The organism is Mameliella sp. MMSF_3455, assembly GCF_030733205.1.
In the GTDB taxonomy this organism is placed as follows: domain Bacteria; phylum Pseudomonadota; class Alphaproteobacteria; order Rhodobacterales; family Rhodobacteraceae; genus Antarctobacter.
Genome location: NZ_JASHJL010000007.1, coordinates 83,719 through 104,516 on the forward strand (window position 1 = coordinate 83,719; position 20,798 = coordinate 104,516).

Consider the following 20,798-nt stretch of genomic DNA (forward strand, 5'->3'; position numbering starts at 1 on the left):
ATCGTGACAGTGTCAGGTGCATCATGTGAGGTGTCCGCGAGGACCCCGGGAGGACATGATGACAGACTATCCGCACCTGCTGCGCGCGCTCGATCTTGGTTTCACCACGCTCAAGAACCGCGTGCTGATGGGATCGATGCACACCAACCTCGAAGAGCGGGGTGATTGGAACCGGGTCGCGGAATTCTATGCCACCCGGGCGCGGGGCGGGGTCGGCCTGATGGTGACGGGGGGCATGGCGCCCAACCGCGAAGGCGGGGTCTTTCCGGGGGCTGCGGGGCTCTTCACCCCGGAGGACATCGCCAATCACCGCATGATCACCGACCGCGTGCACGCGGCGGATGGCAAGATCGCCATGCAGATTCTCCACGCGGGCCGCTATGCCTATGGTCCCGATTGCGTCGCGCCCTCGCCTGTGAAATCGCCGATCTCTCCTTTCCCGCCCACAGAACTGGACGAGGCCGGCATCGAGAAACAGATCGCCGACATCGCAACCTCTGCCGCCCGGGCCCGCGAGGCAGGGTATGACGGGGTCGAGATCATGGGGTCCGAGGGCTATTTTCTCAACCAGTTCCTTGTCACCCATACCAACAAGCGCACCGACGACTGGGGCGGCAGCTATGAGAACCGGATGCGCCTGCCGGTCGAGGTCGTGCGCCGGGTGCGTGCGGCGGTGGGCGAGGATTTCATCGTCATCTTCCGCCTGTCGATGATCGACCTGATCCCGAACGGCTCCACCCATGACGAGGTCGTGCAGCTTGCGCAGGCGGTCGAGGCGGCAGGGGCCAATATCATCAACACCGGCATCGGCTGGCACGAGGCGCGGGTCCCCACCATCGCCACCAGCGTGCCGCGCCGGGCCTTTGCCTGGGTGACGCAGAAACTCATGGGCAAGGTCGGTGTACCGCTGATCACGTCGAACCGGATCAACACGCCGGACGTGGCGGAACAGGTGCTGGCCGAGGGCTGTGCCGACATGGTCAGCCTCGCACGGCCCTTCCTTGCCGACCCGGATTTCGTGGCCAAGGCCGCGCGCGGCCAATCGCACCTGATCGCGCCCTGCATCGCCTGCAACCAGGCCTGCCTTGACCACACATTCCAGGGCAAGGTTTCCAGCTGCCTCGTGAATCCGAAGGCGGCCTTCGAGACGGAGTTGGTGGTCGAACCGACAGAGGCGCCGCGACGCATCGCGGTCGTGGGCGCCGGTCCTGCCGGCCTGTCGGCGGCGATCACGGCGGCAGAGCGCGGCCACACGGTGGTGCTTTTCGACAAGTCGGACAGCCTGGGTGGACAGCTGAACATGGCCCGCAAGATCCCGGGCAAGGAGGAGTTCCACGGCCTCGTGGACTGGTTCGCTGCCATGACAGAGGCCGCAGGCGTCGAATTGCGCCTCGGGACCGAAGCGACGGTCGAGGCTCTGGAAGGCTTTGATGCGGTGATCGTGGCGACCGGCGTCCTGCCGCGCGATCCGCAGATCCCCGGGCAGGAGCATGCATCGGTCAGGGGCTATGTCGACGTGCTGCGCGACGGCGCCGAGGTCGGCAAGCGCGTGGCGATCATCGGCGCAGGCGGGATCGGGTTCGACGTGGCCGAATTCCTCGTGACCGGGGACAGTCCGACCGAAAGCCTGCCTGACTGGATGCGCGAATGGGGCGTAACGGACCCGGCCGAGGCACGGTCGGGACTTGCCCCCGAAGGACCTCGGCCCGATGCCGCAGAACGCGAGGTCGTGCTGCTGCAGCGCAAGGCGGAACGCCCGGGCAAGCGCCTGGGCAAGACAACGGGCTGGATCCACCGGGCGGCACTGAAGATGAAGGGCGTCGAGATGCGCAGCGGCGTGAACTACGAGCGCATCGACGATGCGGGCCTGCACGTCAGCTATGGCGAGACGCGCGAGCGGCCCGAGGTGATCGCCTGCGATACTATCGTGCTTTGTGCCGGACAGGTCAGCGAACGGTCGCTGGCCGATGTGTTGGAGGCGAAGGGGATCGAGACGCACGTGATCGGCGGCGCCGACGTGGCGGCGGAACTGGATGCCAAGCGTGCCATCGACCAGGGCACGCGGCTGGCCGCCGTGCTCTGAAGAGATAGAACCTTCTTGGAACGCGTTGGCGTTGCGGGCGTTTTCCCCGCAACCGAAACGAAATTAAGGAGGTTTGTCATGGCCGATATCGGCAACGCAAGGATCCTCATCGTCGCCACGCATGGCTTTGAACAGTCCGAACTCGAAGTGCCCCGCGACCAGCTGCGCGCCAAGGGCGCGACGGTCCATGTCGCCACGCTCGACGGCGAAGCCGCGACGGGCTGGGAAGGCAGCGACTGGGGGCGCCCGGCGGGGGCCGACCTGCGAGTCGCGGATGCGGACGCAACGCAATATGACGCGCTGGTGATCCCGGGTGGCCAGATCAACCCGGACCTGCTGCGCGTCGAGGCGCCGGTGATCGCGCTGGTGCGGGCCTTTGCCGAACAGGGCAAGGTGATTGCCGCCGTCTGCCACGCACCTTGGGTGTTGATCGAGGCGGAGATCGTGGCGGGACGCGAAATGACGGCCTATCCGTCGATCCGCACCGACCTCAAGAACGCGGGCGCACGGGTCATGGATGAGCCTGTGATTGCCGACAGTGGCATCGTCACCAGCCGTAACCCGGGCGACCTGGATGCCTTTGTGGCCAAGATCGTGGAAGAGGTCGAAGAGGGCCGCCACAGCCGCAAGGCCGCCTGATACGGGCCTGCTTACGGGACATGAAGATCGGCACACGAAAAAGGGCGCGTCGCGGTTGCGGCGCGCCCTCTGTTTGTGCGGAAAAGGTTACTCCACCGTGATGGTGATCTGTTCGGACACCACCGGCGGGTCATGCGGAATGTGGTTCATGTCCCCCAGCACCAGTTGCAGCGTATGTGTGCCCGGATCGAGCCCCAGAGTGGCCTCGGTCTGGCCGCCGCCGAAATGCCGGTGGTTGTCGTCTCCCGGGATGCCGTAATTGGCGAAATCCGCGTCCTCGACCCCTTCGCCAAAGGGCGGGCGGTCGATCAGGATATGATGATGCCCGGTGTTGTCCTTGTCGGTACCGGCCGGGGCCACGCCCATGCCGGACAGACCGAACTGGACGGTGACAGGGCTTTGCACGGTATCGCCATCGGCGATGTTGATGAAATAGACCTTGGCGCCCTCTGGGGCGGGCACGCCGTCGGCGATGACGGCCAAGGGGGCCACGGCCAGGGCGGCGGCGCAGAGTATTGAACGAAACATGGGGGGATCCTCCTTGAAAATCAGTTCTGCCGAAGTTGCCTTCAGGTCCGCAGATTACACTTTTCACGCGATTCCGGTCAGGCTTTTGTGTTTCCGCGCCGCAGACAGCGAAACCGATTACCCCTCAATTGTCGCCTCCGTGCCAAAGTTGCGCCCCAGTTCGACGCCATAGATCGCAGAACGAATGACTTTGGAATGGAGACCTGAATGGACCGTCTGACCGAAATGGAGGCCTTTGCCACTGTCGTGGACCAGGGCGGTTTCACCGATGCGGCCAAGAAGATGGGGATCTCCAAGTCTGCGGTGTCGAAACATGTGTCCAGCCTGGAGGCGCGGCTTGGCGCGCGACTGTTGAACCGCACGACGCGCCGTGTCTCGCCCACCGAGATCGGCCTGGCCTATTACGACCGCGCGCGCAGGGTGTTGAACGACGCCGGAGAGGCGGATGCGTTGGTCACCTCCATGCAGTCTGCGCCTTCGGGGCTACTGCGGATCTCGGTGGCGACGGATTTCGGGGTCAATCATCTCAGCCCCGTGTTGGGCGAATTCCTGGCCGAGTTTCCCGACATCACCGTCAACATGGTGCTGAACAACCGCTACGTCGAGCTGATCTCGGAAGGCTTCGACATGGCGGTGCGGATCGGCGAGCTGGAGGATTCGACGCTACGCGCGCGCAAGCTGACCGACACGACCAAGCGCATGATCGCCTCGCCCTCGTATTTCCAGAAGTTCGGCCGCCCGCAGCGCATCGACGACCTGAACGAACACAAGCTGCTGCATTATTCCAACCAGTCCTCCGGCAACGTCTGGAAGCTGACCGCGCCCTCGGGCGAGAAACGCCAGGTGCGCACCGCCGGATGGCTGACGGTCAATGACGGCCAGTCGCTGCTGAACGCCTGTATCGCAGGGCTTGGGATCGCCTACCTTCCGTCCTACCTCTACCACGAGGCTATGGAGGCCGGGTTGGTCCAGGATGCGATTCCCGATCTGCCGGTGGAAACGCAGGGTATCTATGCGGTCTATCCCCCGGGCCGGTTCACCCAGCCCAAGGTGCGCGCCTTCATCGACTTTCTCGTTCATGCCTTTGCCGAGAAAGGTCCTCAGACCTGGTAGGCCGGCGCGCCGTCATTCGGTCGAGATCAGCACCGCTTCGACACGGCGGTTCGCCTCGCGCCCCTCGGGCGTGAGATTTGACGCGACGGGGGCCAGGTATCCCACGCCCTCCGCACCGATCTGTGCAGGTGGCGTGCCGTGGCGGTCGCGCAGATAGCTCATCGCCGCCTCGGCCCGGCGCAGGGACACGCGCCTGTTCGCTTCCAGGGACCCGGTCGCATCCGTATGCCCGACGAAGAGGACCTGCCGCGACGGGTTGGCCGCCAGGTAGGCGGCAATGGCATCCAGAGAAGCGATGCGCCCCTCACCAAGGGCGGTGGAGCCCGAACGGAACAGCAGGTCCCGCAGGATCACATGCCCGCTGCTCTCCAGCGACGTGATGATGTCGTCGCGTGGCTGCGCGGGCGCGGCCGGCTCCGGGTCCACTCGGGAACCGGGCCGGATTTCTCCCACGCTGCCGCCTGCGCGAATGATCTGGATGTACCCGGCGCGCGCATCACGGCTGGTCAGGATCGAAACCGCGCCTTCCTTCTCCGAGATCGCGGAAATGAAATGATAATCGCTCAGGTCCACGAACATTTCCGGCGCTGGCAGCACCAGCGTCGCAAAGCGGAAGTCAAAGCCGCCACAGGCCCGCGCCCGGCAGTCCAGCAGTATGTCAAAGCCGGCCTCGATCAGGCTGTCGCGCAATGGCTGTGCCAGTTGAAAAGGCGTCTCGTCGTTGTCGGGCAGGTGCCAGGCGGCGACCTCGATCCGGCCTTCGACACGTTCGACCGGCAGATGGCCGTTCGCCCAGGGGCCGGTTGGCAAGGCGTAGGCCCCGGGCGACCGCACGGTTCCGAAACTTTGCTGTGCGCCGCGAGGCAAGGTCAGTTCGGCCGCCGCCGCACCGCCCGCCACCAGCACGAGGCCAAGTGCCAGCGCCTCAGCGCGCCTGCGCGTGGTACTCGTCATTCGGACGCATGTCGGTGGCGCTGGCAACCCGGTTGGTCATGTTGAAGAACCCCGCCACATTGGCGATGTCCCAGATGTCACGTTCCGAAAAGCCCGCATCGCGCAGGGCTTCGCGGTCCCATTCGGCGATTTCCGCGCTGGCCTTGGTCATCTTCTCGGCAAACCCCAGCATGGCGCGTTGTCGGTGGTTCAGGTCCGCCACGCGCCAGTTCATCACCAGCATCTCGCCCAGCTTGGGGTCTCCGGACAGTTCGCGCACCGCGGCGCCATGCGCGGTCAGGCAGTAAAAGCACTTGTTCACCGACGAGACCACAACCGCGATCATCTCGCGTTCCAGCTTGGTCAGCCCGCTCTCCGCCAGCATCAGGTCGTTGTACATGGCGGTAAAGACATTGAGCTTGTCGATGTCAAAGGCATAGGCCTTGAGGACATTGGGCACGAGGCCCAGCTTGTCCTGACAGACATCGAAATATTTCTGCGTGGCCTCCGGTAAGGGATCGACCATGGGCAGGTTGAGCGCGGTTGGCAGGGCGTCGGTCACGTTTCCTCGCAGTCGCCGTTCAGGATGCGGTAATGGTAGTGCCCCACGACCTCCATCTTCAAGGCTGCATAAAGCGCATTGGCGCCGATGTTTTCCTCAGTCGCGGCCACGGCTATGCGATCCGCCCCGTTCTGTGCCGCCCAAAGCGCGGCACAGCGCATCATCCAGCCCCCCAGCCCCTTCTGACGGTGCTCGGGCGCGATTTCCAGCGCATGGACCATCGCGATGCCGGCATGGACCGCGCAGAATCCGGCGCCGGCGGGCTTGTCCGACACGCGGCCGAACAACCCGGTCTTGGGCATGGGGGCGCGTTCCATCACCCGCTGGCGTTCGGCGCCAATGCCGCCGGCCTCCCAGATCTCGCGCATGATGGCCAGCGGTTCCCAGATCGCAAAGGCAGTGACGCGCGGCAGCTTGAGGTCAGTCAATAGAGCGATGGGCGCCGACCACAGTCGCACCGGGTCGATTTTCTCATAGCCGCGTCCGGCCAGGGCCGCGTCCAGCGCCGCATCCTCGGGGCGGACCATGAACAGCGGGTCCTGTCCCATGAGGCGCATGGCGTCCTCTGCCGCGGAGAGGTCGCCGTCGTCCCATGTGCCATGCGCTGTCGCGGCCGAGACACGCTTGCCGCCGCCGCGCCCCTCGCGCAGCAGCCATGGCCCGGCCTCGACCCGCGACGCCGCGGGCCAGGTGGCATCAAGTGCCTCGAAGTAATCGGAAAGGTCGTCGGTCATTGCGGCGGCCCGGAATTGCGGTTTGTTCCGTTATGGCCGCTGCCGGATTGGCTGTCCATGCGGCGTGCGTGCCTTTCGCGCGGCACCTATTGGGCGACCGCCTCTGGGAACAGCGCGCTCAGCTCGGACATGGCCGCGTCGATCCGCCCGCCGTTGGTGCCGCGGATCACCACGTTGGCGCCGTAGACGCCGTTGCGCTGAAACGGGTAGGATCCGATGGACAGGTCGGTAAACCGCTCCGCAAGGGTGCTCAGCGGCCCGGCGATGTCGCCCTCTCCGCGTTCGATCCGCAGCGTCTGGGAGAGCAGGGGCTGGCCCCCGGTCATCTTTGGCAGCACGCTGGACACCATCGCCTGGAAGACCGCCGGTACGCCCGCCATCACATGGACGTTGCCCAGGGTGAATCCCGGTGCCGCCGAAACCGGGTTCTCGATCAGGGTGGCGCCGTCGGGGATGCGGGCCATGCGCAACCGCGCCTCGTTCAACTCGGATCCCTGCCGGTCATAATGTGCCTGCAGGATAGCGCGGGCGTCGTCGCGGACACTGATCGCCACGCCGAACGCCTCGGCCACGCAGGGCGCGGTGATGTCATCATGGGTCGGTCCGATCCCCCCCGATGTCACGACATGGTCAAAGCCGTCCCGAAGCGCGGTCAGCGCCGCCACGATCGCGTCGCGGTCGTCGGAAACGATGCGCACCTCTTTCAGGTCGATGCCGTGCTTGGCGAATTCCTGCGCCAGGTAATGCATGTTGGCATCCCGGGTGCGCCCCGACAGGATCTCGTCCCCGATGACCAGCATGGCGGCGGTGGGATTTGGCATGGGCAAGCTCCTTGGCGCGATGTTTTCCAGAGGGTATAGGCGGCAGCCATGCGCTTTCAAACCCCCTTGGTCCCCGCGACCCTGATCCGCCGCTACAAACGCTTTCTCGCAGACTGCCTGCTGGAAGATGGGAGAGAGGTGACAGCCCATGTCGCCAACCCCGGCAGCATGCTGGGCCTCAAGGACGAGGGCCAGCGCATCTGGCTGGAACCCAACGACGACCCCAGGAAAAAGCTGAAATGGGCCTGGCGGCTGGTCGAACATCAAGGCGGCCATTTCACCGGCGTCGACACCGGCGTGCCCAACCGCGTGCTGAAGGCCGCTCTGACGGCGGGCGAGGTCGCGGGCCTGGGCGGATACGACCTTGTCCGGCCCGAGGTGCAATACGGCGAGAACAGCCGTATCGACTTTCTGCTGACCGGCGCGGGCCGGCCTGATTGCTATGTCGAGGTGAAATCGGTGACGCTGTCGCGCACGCCCGGCCTCGCCGAGTTTCCCGACAGCGTCACCGCGCGCGGCACCAAACACCTGGGTGAGCTTGCGATGATGGCGGGGCAGGGGCATCGCGCGGTGATGCTCTACCTCGTCCAGCGCACGGATTGCACCCGGGCGACCCTGGCAGCGGACATCGACCCGGCCTATGCGGCGGCCTTCGCCGGTGCGCGGGACGCCGGTGTCGAGGTGTTGGCGCTGGGCTGTCATATCTCGCCGGAGGGTGTCACGCTCGGCGGGCCCATACCCTTTTCGACCCCCGCAGTTTCTTTGGGCTGAAAATACCTACGGGGGTGTGGGGGCAGAGCCCCACCCGAAAAAAAGAACGGGGGCGCAGGCCCCCGTCCAGTGTTCCGATCCTGACCGCCCGTAAGGGGCGCCGATCCTCAGACCTTGAGATTCGGGATGATCTGCTTCTTGCGGCTCATGATGCCGGGCAGGACGACGCTGTCGCCCGAGACGCTGGCGCCAAAGCTCTTCTCGGCCACGCCTTTGACGCGATCGTTGGGAACCAGCAGGGTGGCTTCTTCCTTGAGGATGTCCACCACGAAGAGCAGAACATCGTCGACGCCGTCCTCGGCGCAGACGGTCTTCATGGTGTCCATCAGGCTGGCCTTGCGGTCCAGCGGGATTTCCGGCGCCGTGGTTTCCAGCACCGAGACGCGGAATTTCACGCCATCGACCTCGTATTCCTTGCTGTCCATGCGGATCAGTTCCGCGTCGGAAAAGGCCGAAACGTCGGACTTGGCGGCGAACATCTGCGCGGCATAATCCGAGACGTCGAGCCCGAGGTCGGCGGCCAGTTTCTCGGCCACGGCGCGGTCATGGTCGGTGGTGGTGGGCGAGCGGAATTCCATCGTGTCCGAGAGAATGCAGGTCAACGCCGCGCCCTTGATCTCTTTCGGCATCTTGGCGGCGTCGTCGCCCATCAGGTCCACCATGATGGTGGCGGTGCAGGCCAGCGGGCGCACGGTGATGTCGATCGGGCCCTTGGTTTCCAGCCCGCCGACCAGCTTGTGGTGGTCGATGATGGCGCGGATGTCGGCCGAGTTGATCGAGGCGGGCAGTTCGGCGGGGTTGTTGGTGTCCACGATGACGACGGGCGCGTCGGCGGCGACGTCCGAGATGATCTCGGGCTTGTCGAGGTTCCAGTGGCTCAGCATGAAGGCGGCCTCTGTGTTGGGCTCGCCCAGGAGGACCGGCTTGGCGGCCTCGCCTTTGACTTCGTTGAGGTACCAGGCCCAGATGATCGGGCTGCCGGTGCTGTCGGTGTCGGGGGACTTGTGGCCGAAAACCTGCGTGGTCATGGGAATCCTCTTTCCGTGGAAACGTCGATTTTGCGGGCCTCATAGACCCGGCAGGGCGGCTTGTCACCCTTTTGACGAGGGGTGCGACCTTGGGGCAGCGCCCGGGCCGGGCTCAGCGCGGCAGCGGCGTCGACGCCTTGTTATAGGCAGACCAGTCGGTGATCTCGGGGTAATATTGGCGCCGCCACGCCCGCACCCGCGGGTTCATCACGCGACGCCAGAGCGGCGGGATCATCGCCGCTATGGTCATGACAGGATAACCATAAGGCAACTGCGGCGCGTCGGTCTCGGAATGGTTCTGCAACAGGGGAAAGCGCCTGTCAGGCTTGTAGTGGTGGTCGGAATGGCGTTGCAGGTTGATCAACAACCAGTTGGATGCCTTTTGCGCCGCGTTCCACGAATGGCGCGGCAGTACATGTTCGTATTTGCCATCGCCAAGGTGCTTGCGGGTCAACCCGTAGTGTTCGACGTAGTTCACCAGTTCCAACTGCCAGATCGCCACACCCGCCTGCACCAGGAACAGCGCCAGCCCGGCCCCGCCGCCCAGTCCCAAGGCCAGAGCGATCATGGCAAGTTGCAGCGTCCAATAGCGCCAGAACGGGTTGGAAAACTCCGTCCAAGGCAGGCGCTTGCGGGCCAGCATGGCTTTTTCCGCCTTGAAACTGGACACAAGGCTTTCGCGCAACACGCGGGGATAGAACCGGTGGAAACCTTCGTTGTAGCGCGCGGTCACCGGGTCGCGCGGGGTGCCGACATAGCGGTGATGCACCAGCAGGTGTTCCGAGCGGAAATGCGAATAGAGCACCATTGCCAGAAGCAGGTCGCCAAGGAACCGCTCCATCCGGTTTTTCTGGTGCATCAACTCGTGGCTGTAGGTGATGCCCACGGTACCGGTCATCACGCCGACACCGAAGAAGACGCCGAATTTCTCCACCCCGGACAGATGCGCGGCATCGCTGACGTACCAGATCAGGCCAAAAAGGCTGAGGAATTGCAGCGGCACCCAAAGCGCGGTCAGCAGCTTGTAAAGCCCGAGCGCGGCATCCGGCGTGTCCAGATCGGCGTTTTCCGTGTTCAGCCCCAGCGCCGCATCAAGCGCGGAAAACAGGTACCAGGTGGCGACAATGGGCAGAAAGACCCAGAACCCGCCTTGCACCGCCGCGATCCAGACCAGCGGAATCAACCCGTAGGACAGGTAAAAAGGCAGGGCGGCGGCGGGTCTGGCAACCTGTGTTGCGGTCAACATGGGCGTCTCCGATCTGGGGCGGTTGTCGGGATCATATGACCGCCCTCACTTTGGCCCAAGCGCGCCGTTACGTTCCTTGCGCAAGGTCAAAGGCCTTGCGCATCACCGTAGGCAGATCGGCGGGGCTGAAATCGGGCAATTCGATGAATTCTCCGCGATCCGGTTGCCGTTCCATAGGCACAAGCGCGGTTTTCACCGTCAGGCGCAGGTGAAAATGGGTGAAGGTGTGGCGTGCTTCGCCCGCTACGGTTTTCCATTCAGCACGGATCGGCGGGTTGTCTTCCGGGGCGCCCTCGCCCCAGTCAGATCCCGGCCAGCCCAGCATCCCGCCCAGCAATCCCTTGTCCGGGCGCCGTTCCAGCAGCCAGGCGCCGTCGATCCGGCGCGCCAGGTAGGCGATCCCCAGGCGGGTGGGTTTGCGTTTCTTCGGCGCCTTTTTTGGCAACTCGGCGGCGGTGCCCTGCGCCCAGGCGACGCAGGACTTGCGCCAGGGGCAGAGCCCGCAGGCCGGGCGTTTGGGCGTGCAGATCGTCGCGCCCAGGTCCATGACCCCTTGGGCATAACATCCCGGGCGCTCTTGCGGCGTCAGCCGGGCGGCGTGATCGGTCAGGATCGGCTTGGCGGCGGGCAGGGGCGTGTGTTCGTCGAAAAGCCGTGCCATGACCCGCTCCACGTTGCCGTCCACCACGGTCTGCGGGTCGTCAAAGGCAATCGCCGCGATGGCAGCGGCGGTATAGGAGCCGACCCCGGGCAGGGTCAGCAGCGTGGCGTGATCATCGGGAAAGATGCCGTCATGGCTGTCGGTCACCACCCGGGCGCATTTCAGCAGGTTGCGGGCGCGTGCATAATAGCCCAAGCCCGCCCACGCGGCCATGACATCGGCATCCTCGGCCGCCGCCAGGGCCTGCACCGTCGGCCATCGCGTTGTGAAGGCGTGGAAATAATCGCGCACGGCGGCCACGGTCGTCTGCTGCAGCATGATCTCGGACAGCCAGACCCTGTAGGGGTCGGGACGCTCTCCGCGCAGGCGCGCGGCAGGGCCGACGCGCCAGGGCAGGGCGCGCGCGTGGCGGTCGTACCAGTCAAGCAACGCCTGCGGGTCGGGTCGTGGCATGGGCTCATCACGCAAGGGTGAAACTCCGTGTGGGAAGGGGGCTGGCGCCGCCCTGCCGTGCCACTAGAATAGCGTGCGGTAAAGGGAGTCAAACGTGGCCGGACGCAAGACCACCACTTACGGGTTTTCAAGCGCCTCCAAGCTATTGCAGGGGCGTATTCGCCAGGCGGCGGAGGGGCGGGGATTCGCCCAGACACGCGTGCTGACCCACTGGGAGGAGATCGCCGGCGCTGACCTGGCCGGAATCGCCCGCCCCGTCGAGGTGAGCTACTCCAAGGGCGGTTTCGGCGGCACGCTGACCCTGCTGACCTCCGGCGCGCGGGCGCCGATGGTCGAGATGCGCAAGGAGGAAATCCGCGCGCGGATCAACGCGGTCTATGGCTACAACGCCATTTCGCGGGTGCGTGTGACGCAGACCGCGGCCACCGGCTTTGCCGAAGGGCAGGTCGATTTCCAGTACCGCAAGAAGGACAGCGCGGGGGCCATGCCCGCGCCCGAGGTTCAGGCCCGGGCCCGCGCCGTGGCCGAGGATGTGGGCGACGCGGATCTGCGCGCGGCGCTTGAACGTCTGGCGGCAAACGTCATATCGAGGACGGGCCGGGACTGACCTGGCCCCAGGACCGACAGGAAAGAGGCTTACGACATGAAATCCATTCTTCCCGCGGGCGCCGTGGCGCTGGCACTGGTCGCCGGTGGCGCGTGGTACTTGACCCAGGGGGGCGGGCAGACCGGGGCCGCCGACGTGCGCTTGCCGGGTGCGGCCCAGGCGCAATCGCCAGAGGTGGACACCTCGACCGTGGTCGAGATGGTCAAGGGCGATGCGGATGCGCCGATCGAGGTGATCGAATACGCCTCTTACACCTGCCCGCATTGCGCCTCGGCCCATGCGAACCTGATCCCCAAGCTGGAAGAGAACTATATCGACACCGGCAAGGTGAAATTCGTCTACCGCGAGGTCTACTTCGACAAGGTCGGTGTCTGGGCCTCGCTGATTGCCCGCTGCGGCGGCGAAGAAAAGTTCTTTGGCATCACCGACCTGATCTACAAGGGGCAGCAGGACTGGGCGCGCAAGGGCTCCGAGGCCGCGGTGGTCGACGAACTGCGCAAGATCGGGCGCCTGGCCGGCATGGAAGGCGACCAGATCGAGGCTTGCCTGAACGATACCGACCAGATCTCGACGCTCGTGGCCTGGTACCAGAAGAACGCCTCGGAACATGGCATCAACTCGACCCCCAGCTTCGTGATCGACGGCAAGAAGTACACGAACATGAGCTACGACGAGTTCGCAGAGATCCTGGACGACAAGCTGGGCGAATGACATCGGCACCACGCGGCCCTCTCGAAGGCGTAAGGGTCATCGAACTGGCACGCATTCTGGCCGGCCCCTGGGCCGGTCAGACGCTTGCCGATCTTGGCGCCGAGGTCATCAAGATCGAGGCGCCCCAGGGCGACGACACGCGCAACTGGGGACCGCCGTTCATCGAGCGGGACGGCGACACCTCGGCGGCCTACTTCCATTCCTGCAATCGCGGCAAACGCTCCGAGGTGGTCGACCTGACCAGCCCCGCGGGCCAGGCCCGGATGCGCGACCTGGTGGCCGGGGCCGACATCCTGATCGAGAATTTCAAGGTCGGCGGACTGGCGAAATACGGCATGGATTATGCCTCTCTCGCAGAGGTCAACCCGCGCCTGATCTACTGCTCGATCACCGGGTTCGGGCAGGACGGGCCTTACGCACATCGCGCGGGCTATGACTACATCATCCAGGGCATGTCCGGCTTCATGTCGATCACCGGCGATCCGGACGGCCAGCCACAGCGCGCGGGTGTGGCGATCACCGACCTGTTTACCGGCCTCTATTCCGTTTCGGGGATCCTCGCCGCGCTGCACCAGCGCGAGCGGACTGGCAAGGGCCAACACGTCGACATGGCGCTGCTGGATTGTGCGGTCTCGGCCATGGCGAACCAGGCGCTGAACTATCTCAGCACCGGCACGCCGCCCGGACGCACGGGCAATTACCACCCCAACCTGACCCCCTACCAAGTCTTCGATTGTTCGGACGGCCATATCATCATCGCCACCGGCAATGACGCACAGTACCAGCGGCTTTGCCGCCTTCTGGGGCTGGACGAGATGGCCGAGGCGCCGGAATACGCCTCGAACGCCGATCGGGTGGCCAACCGCGAGGCGATGATCGCGCGGCTGATGACGGCCACGCGCCAGCGCACGCGGGACGACCTGTTGGCCGCCTGCGAGGCACAGGGCGTGCCCGCCGGGCCGATCAACGACATGGCAGAGGTCTTTGCCGATCCGCAGGTCGTGGCGCGCGGATTGCAGATCGCGCCCGAAGGCGTGCCGGGCGTGCGTGCACCCTTCCGGTTCTCGGACGCGGACCTGGTGCTGGACCATCCGGCGCCAAAGCTGGGGGACGCCGGCAGCTGACGTGCCCTGTCGCCTGTGTTGAGAGCGGGGAGGGGGCTTTGCCCCCTCTGCGCGTGCCGCGCATTTACCCCCAGAGGTATTTTTGGCCCAAAGAAGCAGGGCGCAGGGCGCGCGGGGGACGACGCCCCCCGGGGTGGCGGAGCTCAGTCGCTGTAGCGGAAACAGACGGTCAGCGCGCCATCGTTGTCCGCAAGGGCCGCGTCGCCCTCGTTGATGCGAAAGGCGATGCTGTCGACATTCATGTTGAAGGACCCGACCTGTCGGATCGCGCCGTGAAAGCGCGCCCAGTCCATTTCCTGCCGGGTGCCGGCCACTTCGAAACGGACCAGCAGCGCGCCGTGCAGCGCGCTGACCAGGGGGCGCGCCTCGGCGCGCGCGGCCAGTGCCTTGGCGTCCAGCCCACCGTGCCCCGACGTGCCCGCCGGGGTCAGACCCGGGGCCACCGACCAGAAGCCGGTGGACCGCACGTCCTGAACGAGGCCCGCCGGAAATTCGGCATCCTGCCAGCCTTGCGTGGCGTCGATGTCGTGACAGACATCCCCTGCCCAGGCCGGGCCCGCAAGCAGGGCGGCGATCAGGGCGAGAGGTTTCATTCGAGGTGATCCACAACGGCCAGGTGCTGCGCCAGCGTCTGGACCGAAGCCATGTAGCGCTCGACCAGTTTCGGGTCCGAGGGCGCCGCGCTGACACCGGCCGGCACCTCGCGGTTCAGCACCGATTCCACCGCGAGGGACACCGGGACAGAGACCAGGCGCGCCATGGCAGAGCTGCGCTCGTCGCCCCAGGCATCCATGACATAGGTCTTGTGATAGACCGACATGCCGTCCTTCTGCGCCTCCAGCGCGACGCAGAGCACCACGCGGTCGGGCTCACCCTCGTCGTAGGCGTTTTCTTCCAGCAGCTTGTCGGCGATTTCCTGCAGGCGGGCATCCGTGGCGGTGCCGGCCTCGGCAAAGATGTCCGCCCAAGCCTCTGCCCAGCCGTTCAGGCGCAGGGTGCCGCGCACGAAATCCTTGACCTTCCAGCCCTCCTCAAACCCGTATTCCGCCATGAAGGGCAGGCTGTCGCGGTTCGGGTAGACCTCGAAGCTTTCGGGTGTGGGCAGGGGCGCGTCATAGCGCGACAGCGCATCCCAGGGGCGGTTCACGTTCAGTTCGGAAAACTGCCGGATCGACCGCGAGGGAGAGCGCAGCGCCTTAAGAACACCGACCGGCGCCCAGCTGAACTTGTAGCGGAAGGCGTTGGGGATCTTCGGTACGCCGCCACAGTAGGAGGTGAAGGACAGCGCGTTGTCCGGATCGAAGGCATCCGAGGCGCGGTAGTCCGCCATCAGCCAATGCGCCATCAGGTGGTCGATGCCCGGGTCGAGACCGACCTCGTTCACCAGACGTGCATCCGCGGCTTTGGCCTTGGCGTCCAGGGCGCGCATTTCGGGCGCGATATAGCTGGAAGAGACGAAATCGGCGCCCTTCTCCAGAGCGAGTTCCGCAAGCGGCACATGCCAGTCGCCGGGCAACATCGAGACGATCACATCGCCCTTTTCCAGCACCGCGCCCAGGGCATCGATGTCGAAGGCGCGGATGTCGTCGGTCAGGTCGCCGACCGCCTCGCGGGCCTTGGCCTCTGTCCGGTTCCAGACTGTCACGGGGTGGCCGTTTTCGATCAGGCGGCGCAGGCCGGGCACGGCCGACAGGCCGGTGCCGCACCAATGGATGGTCATGTGCGTTCCTCCGGTTTGTGTTTCAGGTAGGTCTCGTGCGCGCGGCCCCAGACGCCGGTCTCGATGGAATCCAGCGCCAGCAGGTGGGGCAGCAGCTGTTCGGCGAAATCCAGCGAGGATTCGCGCGGCAGCAGCGAGGGCAGGTTGTCGATCGCCATGACATCCAGCGGCGGTGCTTCGCAGACGCGGTTCACCGGCGCGGTCCAGCTTGTCGCCGCGTCGTAGATCGGGATCGGGTTGAACGGGCTGTCCGGATCGCAGGCGATATCGCCGATCACGCGCAGGGCGCGGGGGCTGTCGACGGCTGCGGGGGGGACAAAGACCGGTACGCCTTCGGTCGCCAGGATGCAGTTCAGAAAGACCCCGTGGTCCAGGATTTCCGGAAACGGGCCGCCATGGGCTGTTTCGGCCATGTCCCAACAGGTGACGGGCACGTCCATCTGCGCGCAGAGATCGCGGGCGCCGCTGCCGACGCGGCCCAGGGCGCCGATCACGATGGCCGACCGGCACGGCGCGATGTCGAGTGCCGCGCGCAGGTCGTCCTGCAGCATGTTCGCGTCGTGCCAGGTCTGGACCGGGGGGCAGGTCTTGCCGTCCGCCTGCGCCGCCCATGCGAGGAGGGATACTGCCGCCCCGGCGTAGCCCGCCCAATAGCCGAAGGCCGCGACACGGCGACCGTTTTGGTCCACCAAGTATTCCAGGTCGTAGAGCGCGCCGCCCCCGGCGGCAAAGCGTTTCAGCAATCGTGCGCCGGCGGATTGCCCCTTGTAGGCATGGCCGAACATGATGTGACGATGCACCAGCGGGGTGTCCGCCTCGGGCAGTTCCTTGAGGCCAAAGATGATCGCGTCGCGCGGGGCCTCGGGCCAGCTGCCCTCGGCGACGATCGTGGCCCCGGCCGAGACGAAATCGTCGATCGGCAGGATGCGGGTCGGGCTGTCCTCGATGGTGACGCGGAACCCCTTGTCGCGCAGAGCGGTGACGCCCGCAGGGGTGATGCCGGTGCGTTCCTCGTTGGGGCGGCTTTCCGCCCGGATCCACAGATGTGTCATGTGCGTTCCTGGTGTTTGCCGGGCAGAGAACCTGCGCGCGGGCCGGGGTGCAAGGTTTTTTCCTCCGACCGCAGCCTACAGGTGGCTACGGGCGTGCTGTCGTTCGGGACTGTCGAGATGTGGCAGGGCGTTGAACTGGGTCATGGCCAGACCGGTCGCCAGCGGCTGGATACGGTGCAGAGAGCTGTTTTCGATGGCCAGGCAGAGATGCGCCATCGCCTTCAGCTCCAGTTGCATGATGACCCGCATCGCCATGCCGATCAGCCCGCCCGAGGTCACCACCAATGCGCGGCCCTCGCCGCCCGCGATCTCGGTCAGGGCTTCGGTCACGCGGGTCTCGAAGGATTGCCAGGTTTCCGGGGCGTCCTGCAGGGCGCCGTCGCGCCAGAGCGTCAGCAGTTGCGGCAGGTGCAGGATGAATTCCTCGCGGTCGCCGGGGATGGCGATGCCGTGCTGCGCCTCCATCAGCTGCGCCATGTCGAAATAGGCCAGTTCGTTCAGCCGCGCGTCCTGCACAGGGTCCGCCATGCTGGCCGGAGAGATCCCCTCGACCGTTTCGACATGGCGGCGAAGCGTGCCAGAGTAGACGCGGGCGAATTTCTCGCCCGTCTGTTCGAAATAGCCGCCCAGCCAGCGGGCCTGCTGCCAGCCCAGATCGCTCAGCCGGTCATAGCTGCCTTCGTCCCGGGCGCTGGAATTGGCCTGCCCGTGGCGGACCAGGGTGATGAAGGACATGGAGGAACTCCGCTCTTTTGCCCGGCTGATACGCCGCGGCGGCGCCAAGCGAAAGGCCTACCCGGACCCGGGCGGGGAAATCGTCGGGGCAGGGCGGTGGCCCCCGGTCGGGACGCCGTCAAATGCGACTTTGGCGGCCCTTCGGGGCCTCATCCACGGCGGTCCCACTGGCAAATCCGGTTCCCGGCGGTTAGATAAGGGGCAAAAGCAGAGGACGCGACGTGAAAGACAAGGCTGGACATCGACTGACCCGCGACGGCATCCGCATCCATACCCAGGCGGATTTCGAAGGAATGCGCGTGGCTGGGCGGCTGGCCGCGCAACTGCTGGACGAGGTGGCGGAACTGGTCGAACCGGGCCAGACCACCGGTGCCATCGACGCCTACATCGAACGTCGCGTGACCGAAGAGGGCGCGACCTCGGCGACCATCGGCTACAAGGGCTACCAGCACGCGACCTGCATCAGCGTCAACCATGTCGTCTGCCACGGCATCCCCGGCGACAAGAAGCTGAAGGATGGCGACATCCTGAACATCGACGTCACCGTGGTCGTCGACGGCTGGTACGGCGACACCAGCCGGATGTATGTCGCGGGCAAGCTCAGCCGAAAGGCAGAGCGCCTGATCCAGGTCACGCATGACTCTCTGTTGACGGGGATCGAGGCGGTCAAGCCGGGCAACACCTTCGGCGACATCGGCCATGCCATCCAGACCTTTGTCGAGACCAACCGCATGTCCGTCGTGCGCGATTTCTGCGGTCACGGCCTGGGGCAGGTGTTCCACGCGCCGCCCAACGTGCTGCACTATGGCCGCCCCGGAACCGGGCCGGTTCTGGAAGAGGGCATGTTCTTCACCATCGAGCCGATGGTGAACCTCGGACGCCCCGAAACCAAGGTGCTGGCCGACGAATGGACCGCCGTCACCCGGGACAAGTCGCTCTCGGCCCAGTTCGAACATTCGGTGGGCGTGACCGCAGACGGGGTCGAGATCTTTACCCTCTCGCCCGCAGGGCTGTTCCACCCGACCTACTGACCCTGCGATGAGCGCGACGCAGGCCGGGCCGCAAAGAACAGACGGGCAGGCCGATCCACGCGGGATCTACGCGATCCTGTCACTGTGCAATTTCGTGATCGGCATGGGCGCCTTTTCGTTGATCGGGATGCTTGAACCCATGGCCGAGGCGCTGGACGCGCCCGTGACCTCCGTCGCCTCGTTGCTGACCGTCTATTCCGTGGCCTACGCCATGTGCTCGCCGGTTCTGGTGGCGCTGACCGGCCATGTGGGACGGCGCCGCGTGTTGAGCGCCGGGCTGGCCATCTTCGCCACGGCAACGGCGCTCGCGGCGTTGGCGCCCGGCATGGCGCTGCTTTACCCGGCGCGGTTGGTGGCGGCGGCAGGCGCGGGCATGGTTTCTCCGGTGGCGCTGGCCATCGCGGCGGCGCTGGCCCCGCCAGAGCGGCGCGGGCGGGCGCTCTCCTCGGTCTTTCTCGGCATCACGCTGGCGCAGGTTGCGGGCGTGCCGGTGGGCAGTTGGCTGGCCTATACCTTCGGCTGGCGCAGCGTCTTCGGGCTGGTCGCGGCGATGGCACTGCCCTGTCTCTGGCTGGTCTGGACGCGGGTGCCCGCGGGCCTGCGCTTTTCGCCGGTCTCGCTGCGCGATCTCGGCGGTGTGCTGCGCGACCCGGTGGCACTGATGACGGTCGGGTTCACCGTGATCTTCCTGGGGTCGATCTACATGGTCTACACCTATCTGCCGCCGCTTCTGTCCGGCACGATGGGCTATGGCCGCGACGGGATCAGCCTGGCGCTGCTGGTCTTCGGCATCGGGGCGCCGCTGGGCAACATGGTCGGCGGCCGCATGGCCGACCGGCTTGGCCCTGCACGCAGTCTTGCCCTGATCTGCGGGCTGGAGGTGCTCTGCCTGCCGCTCTTTGCCCTTTTGCCGTTGCCGGGCGCGGTTCTGCTCGGCTTCATCTTTTTCTGGTCGCTGGTGGGCTGGCTGTTCTCGCCGTCGCAACAGTTGCGGCTGGTGTCGCTGGCGCCACAACTCGCCCCGGTGCTGATGTCGTTGCACGCGGCCTCGATCTACATCGGCATCGCCGTGGGATCGGGGCTGGGCGGGCTGGTGGTCGAGAGTGCGGGCCTCATGGCACTGGGGCCGGCGGCGGGTGCGGTGGCCCTGTTGGCGCTGGGCGTGCTGATCGGATCAGAGCGCGCCGCCCGCCGCCGGGCAGAGGCGCGCTGACCGTTTCGGATAGGCGCCCCCTTGGCCGGAGGCGCCAGATTTCCTACTCGCTCACCACTGCCACAGCGCGGGAACAAAGCGATAGGCGTCCCCCTCGGCGGCGATGTGCCCCACGCCGGGGAAGGGGAAGTGATAACCCAGAACCGCCATCCGGTCCGTCGCCGCCATGTCCAGCAGGCGCTTGCGGGTGGCCATGGTCTGTTCGCCGTCCATGTCGAAGTTGCTGACCCACTCGGGGCGCACGGTGCTCATCCAGGCGTGGTTCATGCTGTCACCCAGGGCAATCAGCTGCTTGCCGCCGGATTCGACCACGACCGACATGTGCCCGATGGTGTGGCCGGGCGTGTCGATGACCCGGATGCCCGGCGCGATCTCTGCCTCGTCGTCGACCACGGTCCAGTCCGCGCCCTCCACGTTCAGCGAGTTCACCGCGCCGACAACGAATTGTTGCATCTCGGTGGGCACGTTGTTGACCAGCCCGTCCTGCAACCAGTAGTCGCGCTCGGTCTCACCGATAAAGAACTGGGCGTCCGGCAGGATCGCCTCGTCGAAATCGTCGCGGATGCCCCAGACGTGATCGGGGTGGGCGTGGGTGATGACCACATGGGTGATCCCGCTGGCGTCGATCCCTGCGCTGTCGAGGTTCTCCATCAGCTTGCCCGCGGTCGGCAGGAACCGGTTGCCGGATCCGACATCGACCAGCACCTTGGCCTCGCCCAGCTCGATCACCAGGTGGTTGGTGTGCGAATAATTCGTCTCGGTCGAGAGGAAATAGCTTTCGAGGAAAGCCTTTACCTCTTCGGGATCGGCGTTCACGCCCAGCCCGTTGGCGGGAATTTCCAGGTGCCCGTCCGAAACGACGGTCAGCACCGCCTCACCCAGCTGGAACCGGAAATGCGCGGGGTTGGCCCCGGCGGGGGCGCCCAGTGTCTGCGCATGGGCGGGCGAGGCCGCCAGTGCGGGCAGGGCCAGCGCCGGCGACAGGGCCGCGATGTTCAGCAGGTCACGGCGCGAAGGGCGAAAGATCGACATG

The 20,798-nt window shown here is 65.9% G+C and carries 22 protein-coding genes; 9 read left to right on the top strand and 13 right to left on the bottom strand.

Annotated elements, in window-relative coordinates; all coding sequences use genetic code 11:
• The first annotated feature begins 58 nt into the window (after positions 1–58).
• Positions 59–2,083, top strand: coding sequence for an NADPH-dependent 2,4-dienoyl-CoA reductase (locus tag RBB42_RS06900; protein ID WP_305969238.1), 2,025 nt, complete (start codon positions 59–61; stop codon positions 2,081–2,083).
• 78 nt (positions 2,084–2,161) lie between these two features.
• The gene (locus tag RBB42_RS06905; protein ID WP_305969237.1) at positions 2,162–2,722 is read left to right on the top strand and encodes a type 1 glutamine amidotransferase domain-containing protein; all 561 of its coding nucleotides are present in this window, start codon (positions 2,162–2,164) and stop codon (positions 2,720–2,722) included.
• Between the two features lie 87 nt (positions 2,723–2,809).
• On the opposite strand, the gene RBB42_RS06910 is transcribed toward RBB42_RS06905, so the two are convergent.
• Positions 2,810–3,250 (bottom strand): DUF4399 domain-containing protein, encoded by a 441-nt coding sequence (locus RBB42_RS06910; protein WP_305969236.1) that lies wholly within the window; start codon positions 3,248–3,250, stop codon positions 2,810–2,812.
• A gap of 207 nt (positions 3,251–3,457) precedes the next feature.
• On the opposite strand from RBB42_RS06910, the gene RBB42_RS06915 reads away from it, so the two are divergent.
• Positions 3,458–4,363 (top strand): LysR family transcriptional regulator, encoded by a 906-nt coding sequence (locus RBB42_RS06915; protein ID WP_219513589.1) that lies wholly within the window; start codon positions 3,458–3,460, stop codon positions 4,361–4,363.
• 12 nt (positions 4,364–4,375) lie between these two features.
• Here RBB42_RS06915 and RBB42_RS06920 read toward each other — a convergent pair whose 3' ends face one another.
• The 4 genes from RBB42_RS06920 to RBB42_RS06935 form a co-directional block, all read right to left on the bottom strand.
• Complete coding sequence (locus RBB42_RS06920) at positions 4,376–5,317, bottom strand: OmpA family protein (protein WP_305969235.1); 942 nt, start codon at positions 5,315–5,317, stop codon at positions 4,376–4,378.
• Complete coding sequence (locus tag RBB42_RS06925; RefSeq protein ID WP_305969234.1) at positions 5,289–5,858, bottom strand: peroxidase-related enzyme; 570 nt, start codon at positions 5,856–5,858, stop codon at positions 5,289–5,291. Before RBB42_RS06925 ends, RBB42_RS06920 begins: the two co-directional genes overlap by 29 nt.
• Positions 5,855–6,592 carry a GNAT family N-acetyltransferase gene (locus RBB42_RS06930; protein ID WP_305969233.1) on the bottom strand — a complete coding sequence of 246 codons (738 nt, stop codon included), beginning with the start codon at positions 6,590–6,592 and terminating at the stop codon, positions 5,855–5,857. Before RBB42_RS06930 ends, RBB42_RS06925 begins: the two co-directional genes overlap by 4 nt.
• Positions 6,593–6,678: 86 nt before the next feature.
• Positions 6,679–7,413: a competence/damage-inducible protein A gene (locus RBB42_RS06935; protein ID WP_305969232.1), complete on the bottom strand. Its 735-nt coding sequence runs from the start codon at positions 7,411–7,413 to the stop codon at positions 6,679–6,681.
• A 48-nt stretch (positions 7,414–7,461) separates the two neighbouring features.
• Here RBB42_RS06935 and sfsA point away from each other — a divergent pair, with 48 nt between their 5' ends.
• Positions 7,462–8,184, top strand: a complete 723-nt coding sequence (sfsA, locus tag RBB42_RS06940) for a DNA/RNA nuclease SfsA (protein ID WP_305969231.1) — start codon at positions 7,462–7,464, stop codon at positions 8,182–8,184.
• A 107-nt stretch (positions 8,185–8,291) separates the two neighbouring features.
• On the opposite strand, the gene RBB42_RS06945 is transcribed toward sfsA, so the two are convergent.
• The 3 genes from RBB42_RS06945 to mutY all read right to left on the bottom strand — a co-directional run bounded on the left by RBB42_RS06945 (position 8,292) and on the right by mutY (position 11,572).
• Positions 8,292–9,212: a manganese-dependent inorganic pyrophosphatase gene (locus RBB42_RS06945; protein ID WP_305969230.1), complete on the bottom strand. Its 921-nt coding sequence runs from the start codon at positions 9,210–9,212 to the stop codon at positions 8,292–8,294.
• 112 nt (positions 9,213–9,324) lie between these two features.
• Positions 9,325–10,458, bottom strand: a complete 1,134-nt coding sequence (locus tag RBB42_RS06950; protein WP_305969229.1) for an alkane 1-monooxygenase — start codon at positions 10,456–10,458, stop codon at positions 9,325–9,327.
• Between the two features lie 67 nt (positions 10,459–10,525).
• Positions 10,526–11,572, bottom strand: coding sequence for an A/G-specific adenine glycosylase (gene mutY / locus RBB42_RS06955; RefSeq protein ID WP_305969228.1), 1,047 nt, complete (start codon positions 11,570–11,572; stop codon positions 10,526–10,528).
• Between the two features lie 94 nt (positions 11,573–11,666).
• On the opposite strand from mutY, the gene RBB42_RS06960 reads away from it, so the two are divergent.
• From RBB42_RS06960 to RBB42_RS06970, 3 genes are read left to right on the top strand one after another with little or no spacing between them, the layout of a single operon-like run.
• Entirely contained in the window at positions 11,667–12,179 is a 513-nt protein-coding gene (locus RBB42_RS06960; protein ID WP_305969227.1) for a DUF721 domain-containing protein, read from the top strand.
• Between the two features lie 36 nt (positions 12,180–12,215).
• Entirely contained in the window at positions 12,216–12,890 is a 675-nt protein-coding gene (locus RBB42_RS06965) for a DsbA family protein (protein WP_305969226.1), read from the top strand.
• Positions 12,887–14,014: a CaiB/BaiF CoA transferase family protein gene (locus RBB42_RS06970; RefSeq protein ID WP_305969225.1), complete on the top strand. Its 1,128-nt coding sequence runs from the start codon at positions 12,887–12,889 to the stop codon at positions 14,012–14,014. The genes RBB42_RS06965 and RBB42_RS06970 overlap by 4 nt, the downstream gene beginning before the upstream one ends.
• A gap of 143 nt (positions 14,015–14,157) precedes the next feature.
• Here RBB42_RS06970 and RBB42_RS06975 read toward each other — a convergent pair whose 3' ends face one another.
• From RBB42_RS06975 to RBB42_RS06990, 4 genes are all read right to left on the bottom strand, one after another.
• Positions 14,158–14,607 carry a hypothetical protein gene (locus RBB42_RS06975; protein WP_305969224.1) on the bottom strand — a complete coding sequence of 150 codons (450 nt, stop codon included), beginning with the start codon at positions 14,605–14,607 and terminating at the stop codon, positions 14,158–14,160.
• Complete coding sequence (locus tag RBB42_RS06980) at positions 14,604–15,734, bottom strand: saccharopine dehydrogenase C-terminal domain-containing protein (protein ID WP_306043622.1); 1,131 nt, start codon at positions 15,732–15,734, stop codon at positions 14,604–14,606. The genes RBB42_RS06975 and RBB42_RS06980 overlap by 4 nt, the downstream gene beginning before the upstream one ends.
• Entirely contained in the window at positions 15,731–16,786 is a 1,056-nt protein-coding gene (locus tag RBB42_RS06985; protein WP_305969222.1) for a saccharopine dehydrogenase, read from the bottom strand. Before RBB42_RS06985 ends, RBB42_RS06980 begins: the two co-directional genes overlap by 4 nt.
• A 75-nt stretch (positions 16,787–16,861) precedes the next feature.
• Positions 16,862–17,521 (bottom strand): histidine phosphatase family protein, encoded by a 660-nt coding sequence (locus RBB42_RS06990; RefSeq protein WP_305969221.1) that lies wholly within the window; start codon positions 17,519–17,521, stop codon positions 16,862–16,864.
• Between the two features lie 221 nt (positions 17,522–17,742).
• Here RBB42_RS06990 and map point away from each other — a divergent pair, with 221 nt between their 5' ends.
• Complete coding sequence (gene map, locus RBB42_RS06995) at positions 17,743–18,552, top strand: type I methionyl aminopeptidase (RefSeq protein ID WP_305969220.1); 810 nt, start codon at positions 17,743–17,745, stop codon at positions 18,550–18,552.
• A gap of 7 nt (positions 18,553–18,559) precedes the next feature.
• Positions 18,560–19,765: an MFS transporter gene (locus tag RBB42_RS07000; protein WP_305969219.1), complete on the top strand. Its 1,206-nt coding sequence runs from the start codon at positions 18,560–18,562 to the stop codon at positions 19,763–19,765.
• Positions 19,766–19,816: 51 nt separating this feature from the next.
• Here RBB42_RS07000 and RBB42_RS07005 read toward each other — a convergent pair whose 3' ends face one another.
• Positions 19,817–20,797, bottom strand: a complete 981-nt coding sequence (locus RBB42_RS07005) for an MBL fold metallo-hydrolase (protein WP_306043623.1) — start codon at positions 20,795–20,797, stop codon at positions 19,817–19,819.
• Position 20,798 lies beyond the last annotated feature (1 nt).

What these genes read in the sequence shown, in the direction of transcription:
- RBB42_RS06905 (WP_305969237.1), top strand. Translation starts at nt 2,162, where the DNA reads ATGGCCGATATCGGCAACGCAAGGATCCTCATCGTCGCCACGCATGGC.
- RBB42_RS06915 (WP_219513589.1), top strand. Translation starts at nt 3,458, where the DNA reads ATGGACCGTCTGACCGAAATGGAGGCCTTTGCCACTGTCGTGGACCAG.
- RBB42_RS06920 (WP_305969235.1), bottom strand. Translation starts at nt 5,317, where the DNA reads ATGACGAGTACCACGCGCAGGCGCGCTGAGGCGCTGGCACTTGGCCTC.
- RBB42_RS07005 (WP_306043623.1), bottom strand. Translation starts at nt 20,797, where the DNA reads ATGTCGATCTTTCGCCCTTCGCGCCGTGACCTGCTGAACATCGCGGCC.
- mutY (WP_305969228.1), bottom strand. Translation starts at nt 11,572, where the DNA reads ATGCCACGACCCGACCCGCAGGCGTTGCTTGACTGGTACGACCGCCAC.
- sfsA (WP_305969231.1), top strand. Translation starts at nt 7,462, where the DNA reads ATGCGCTTTCAAACCCCCTTGGTCCCCGCGACCCTGATCCGCCGCTAC.
- RBB42_RS06985 (WP_305969222.1), bottom strand. Translation starts at nt 16,786, where the DNA reads ATGACACATCTGTGGATCCGGGCGGAAAGCCGCCCCAACGAGGAACGC.
- RBB42_RS06945 (WP_305969230.1), bottom strand. Translation starts at nt 9,212, where the DNA reads ATGACCACGCAGGTTTTCGGCCACAAGTCCCCCGACACCGACAGCACC.
- RBB42_RS06965 (WP_305969226.1), top strand. Translation starts at nt 12,216, where the DNA reads ATGAAATCCATTCTTCCCGCGGGCGCCGTGGCGCTGGCACTGGTCGCC.
- RBB42_RS06990 (WP_305969221.1), bottom strand. Translation starts at nt 17,521, where the DNA reads ATGTCCTTCATCACCCTGGTCCGCCACGGGCAGGCCAATTCCAGCGCC.
- RBB42_RS06975 (WP_305969224.1), bottom strand. Translation starts at nt 14,607, where the DNA reads ATGAAACCTCTCGCCCTGATCGCCGCCCTGCTTGCGGGCCCGGCCTGG.
- RBB42_RS06930 (WP_305969233.1), bottom strand. Translation starts at nt 6,592, where the DNA reads ATGACCGACGACCTTTCCGATTACTTCGAGGCACTTGATGCCACCTGG.
- RBB42_RS06980 (WP_306043622.1), bottom strand. Translation starts at nt 15,734, where the DNA reads ATGACCATCCATTGGTGCGGCACCGGCCTGTCGGCCGTGCCCGGCCTG.
- RBB42_RS06910 (WP_305969236.1), bottom strand. Translation starts at nt 3,250, where the DNA reads ATGTTTCGTTCAATACTCTGCGCCGCCGCCCTGGCCGTGGCCCCCTTG.
- RBB42_RS06900 (WP_305969238.1), top strand. Translation starts at nt 59, where the DNA reads ATGACAGACTATCCGCACCTGCTGCGCGCGCTCGATCTTGGTTTCACC.
- RBB42_RS06950 (WP_305969229.1), bottom strand. Translation starts at nt 10,458, where the DNA reads ATGTTGACCGCAACACAGGTTGCCAGACCCGCCGCCGCCCTGCCTTTT.
- RBB42_RS07000 (WP_305969219.1), top strand. Translation starts at nt 18,560, where the DNA reads ATGAGCGCGACGCAGGCCGGGCCGCAAAGAACAGACGGGCAGGCCGAT.
- RBB42_RS06970 (WP_305969225.1), top strand. Translation starts at nt 12,887, where the DNA reads ATGACATCGGCACCACGCGGCCCTCTCGAAGGCGTAAGGGTCATCGAA.
- RBB42_RS06935 (WP_305969232.1), bottom strand. Translation starts at nt 7,413, where the DNA reads ATGCCAAATCCCACCGCCGCCATGCTGGTCATCGGGGACGAGATCCTG.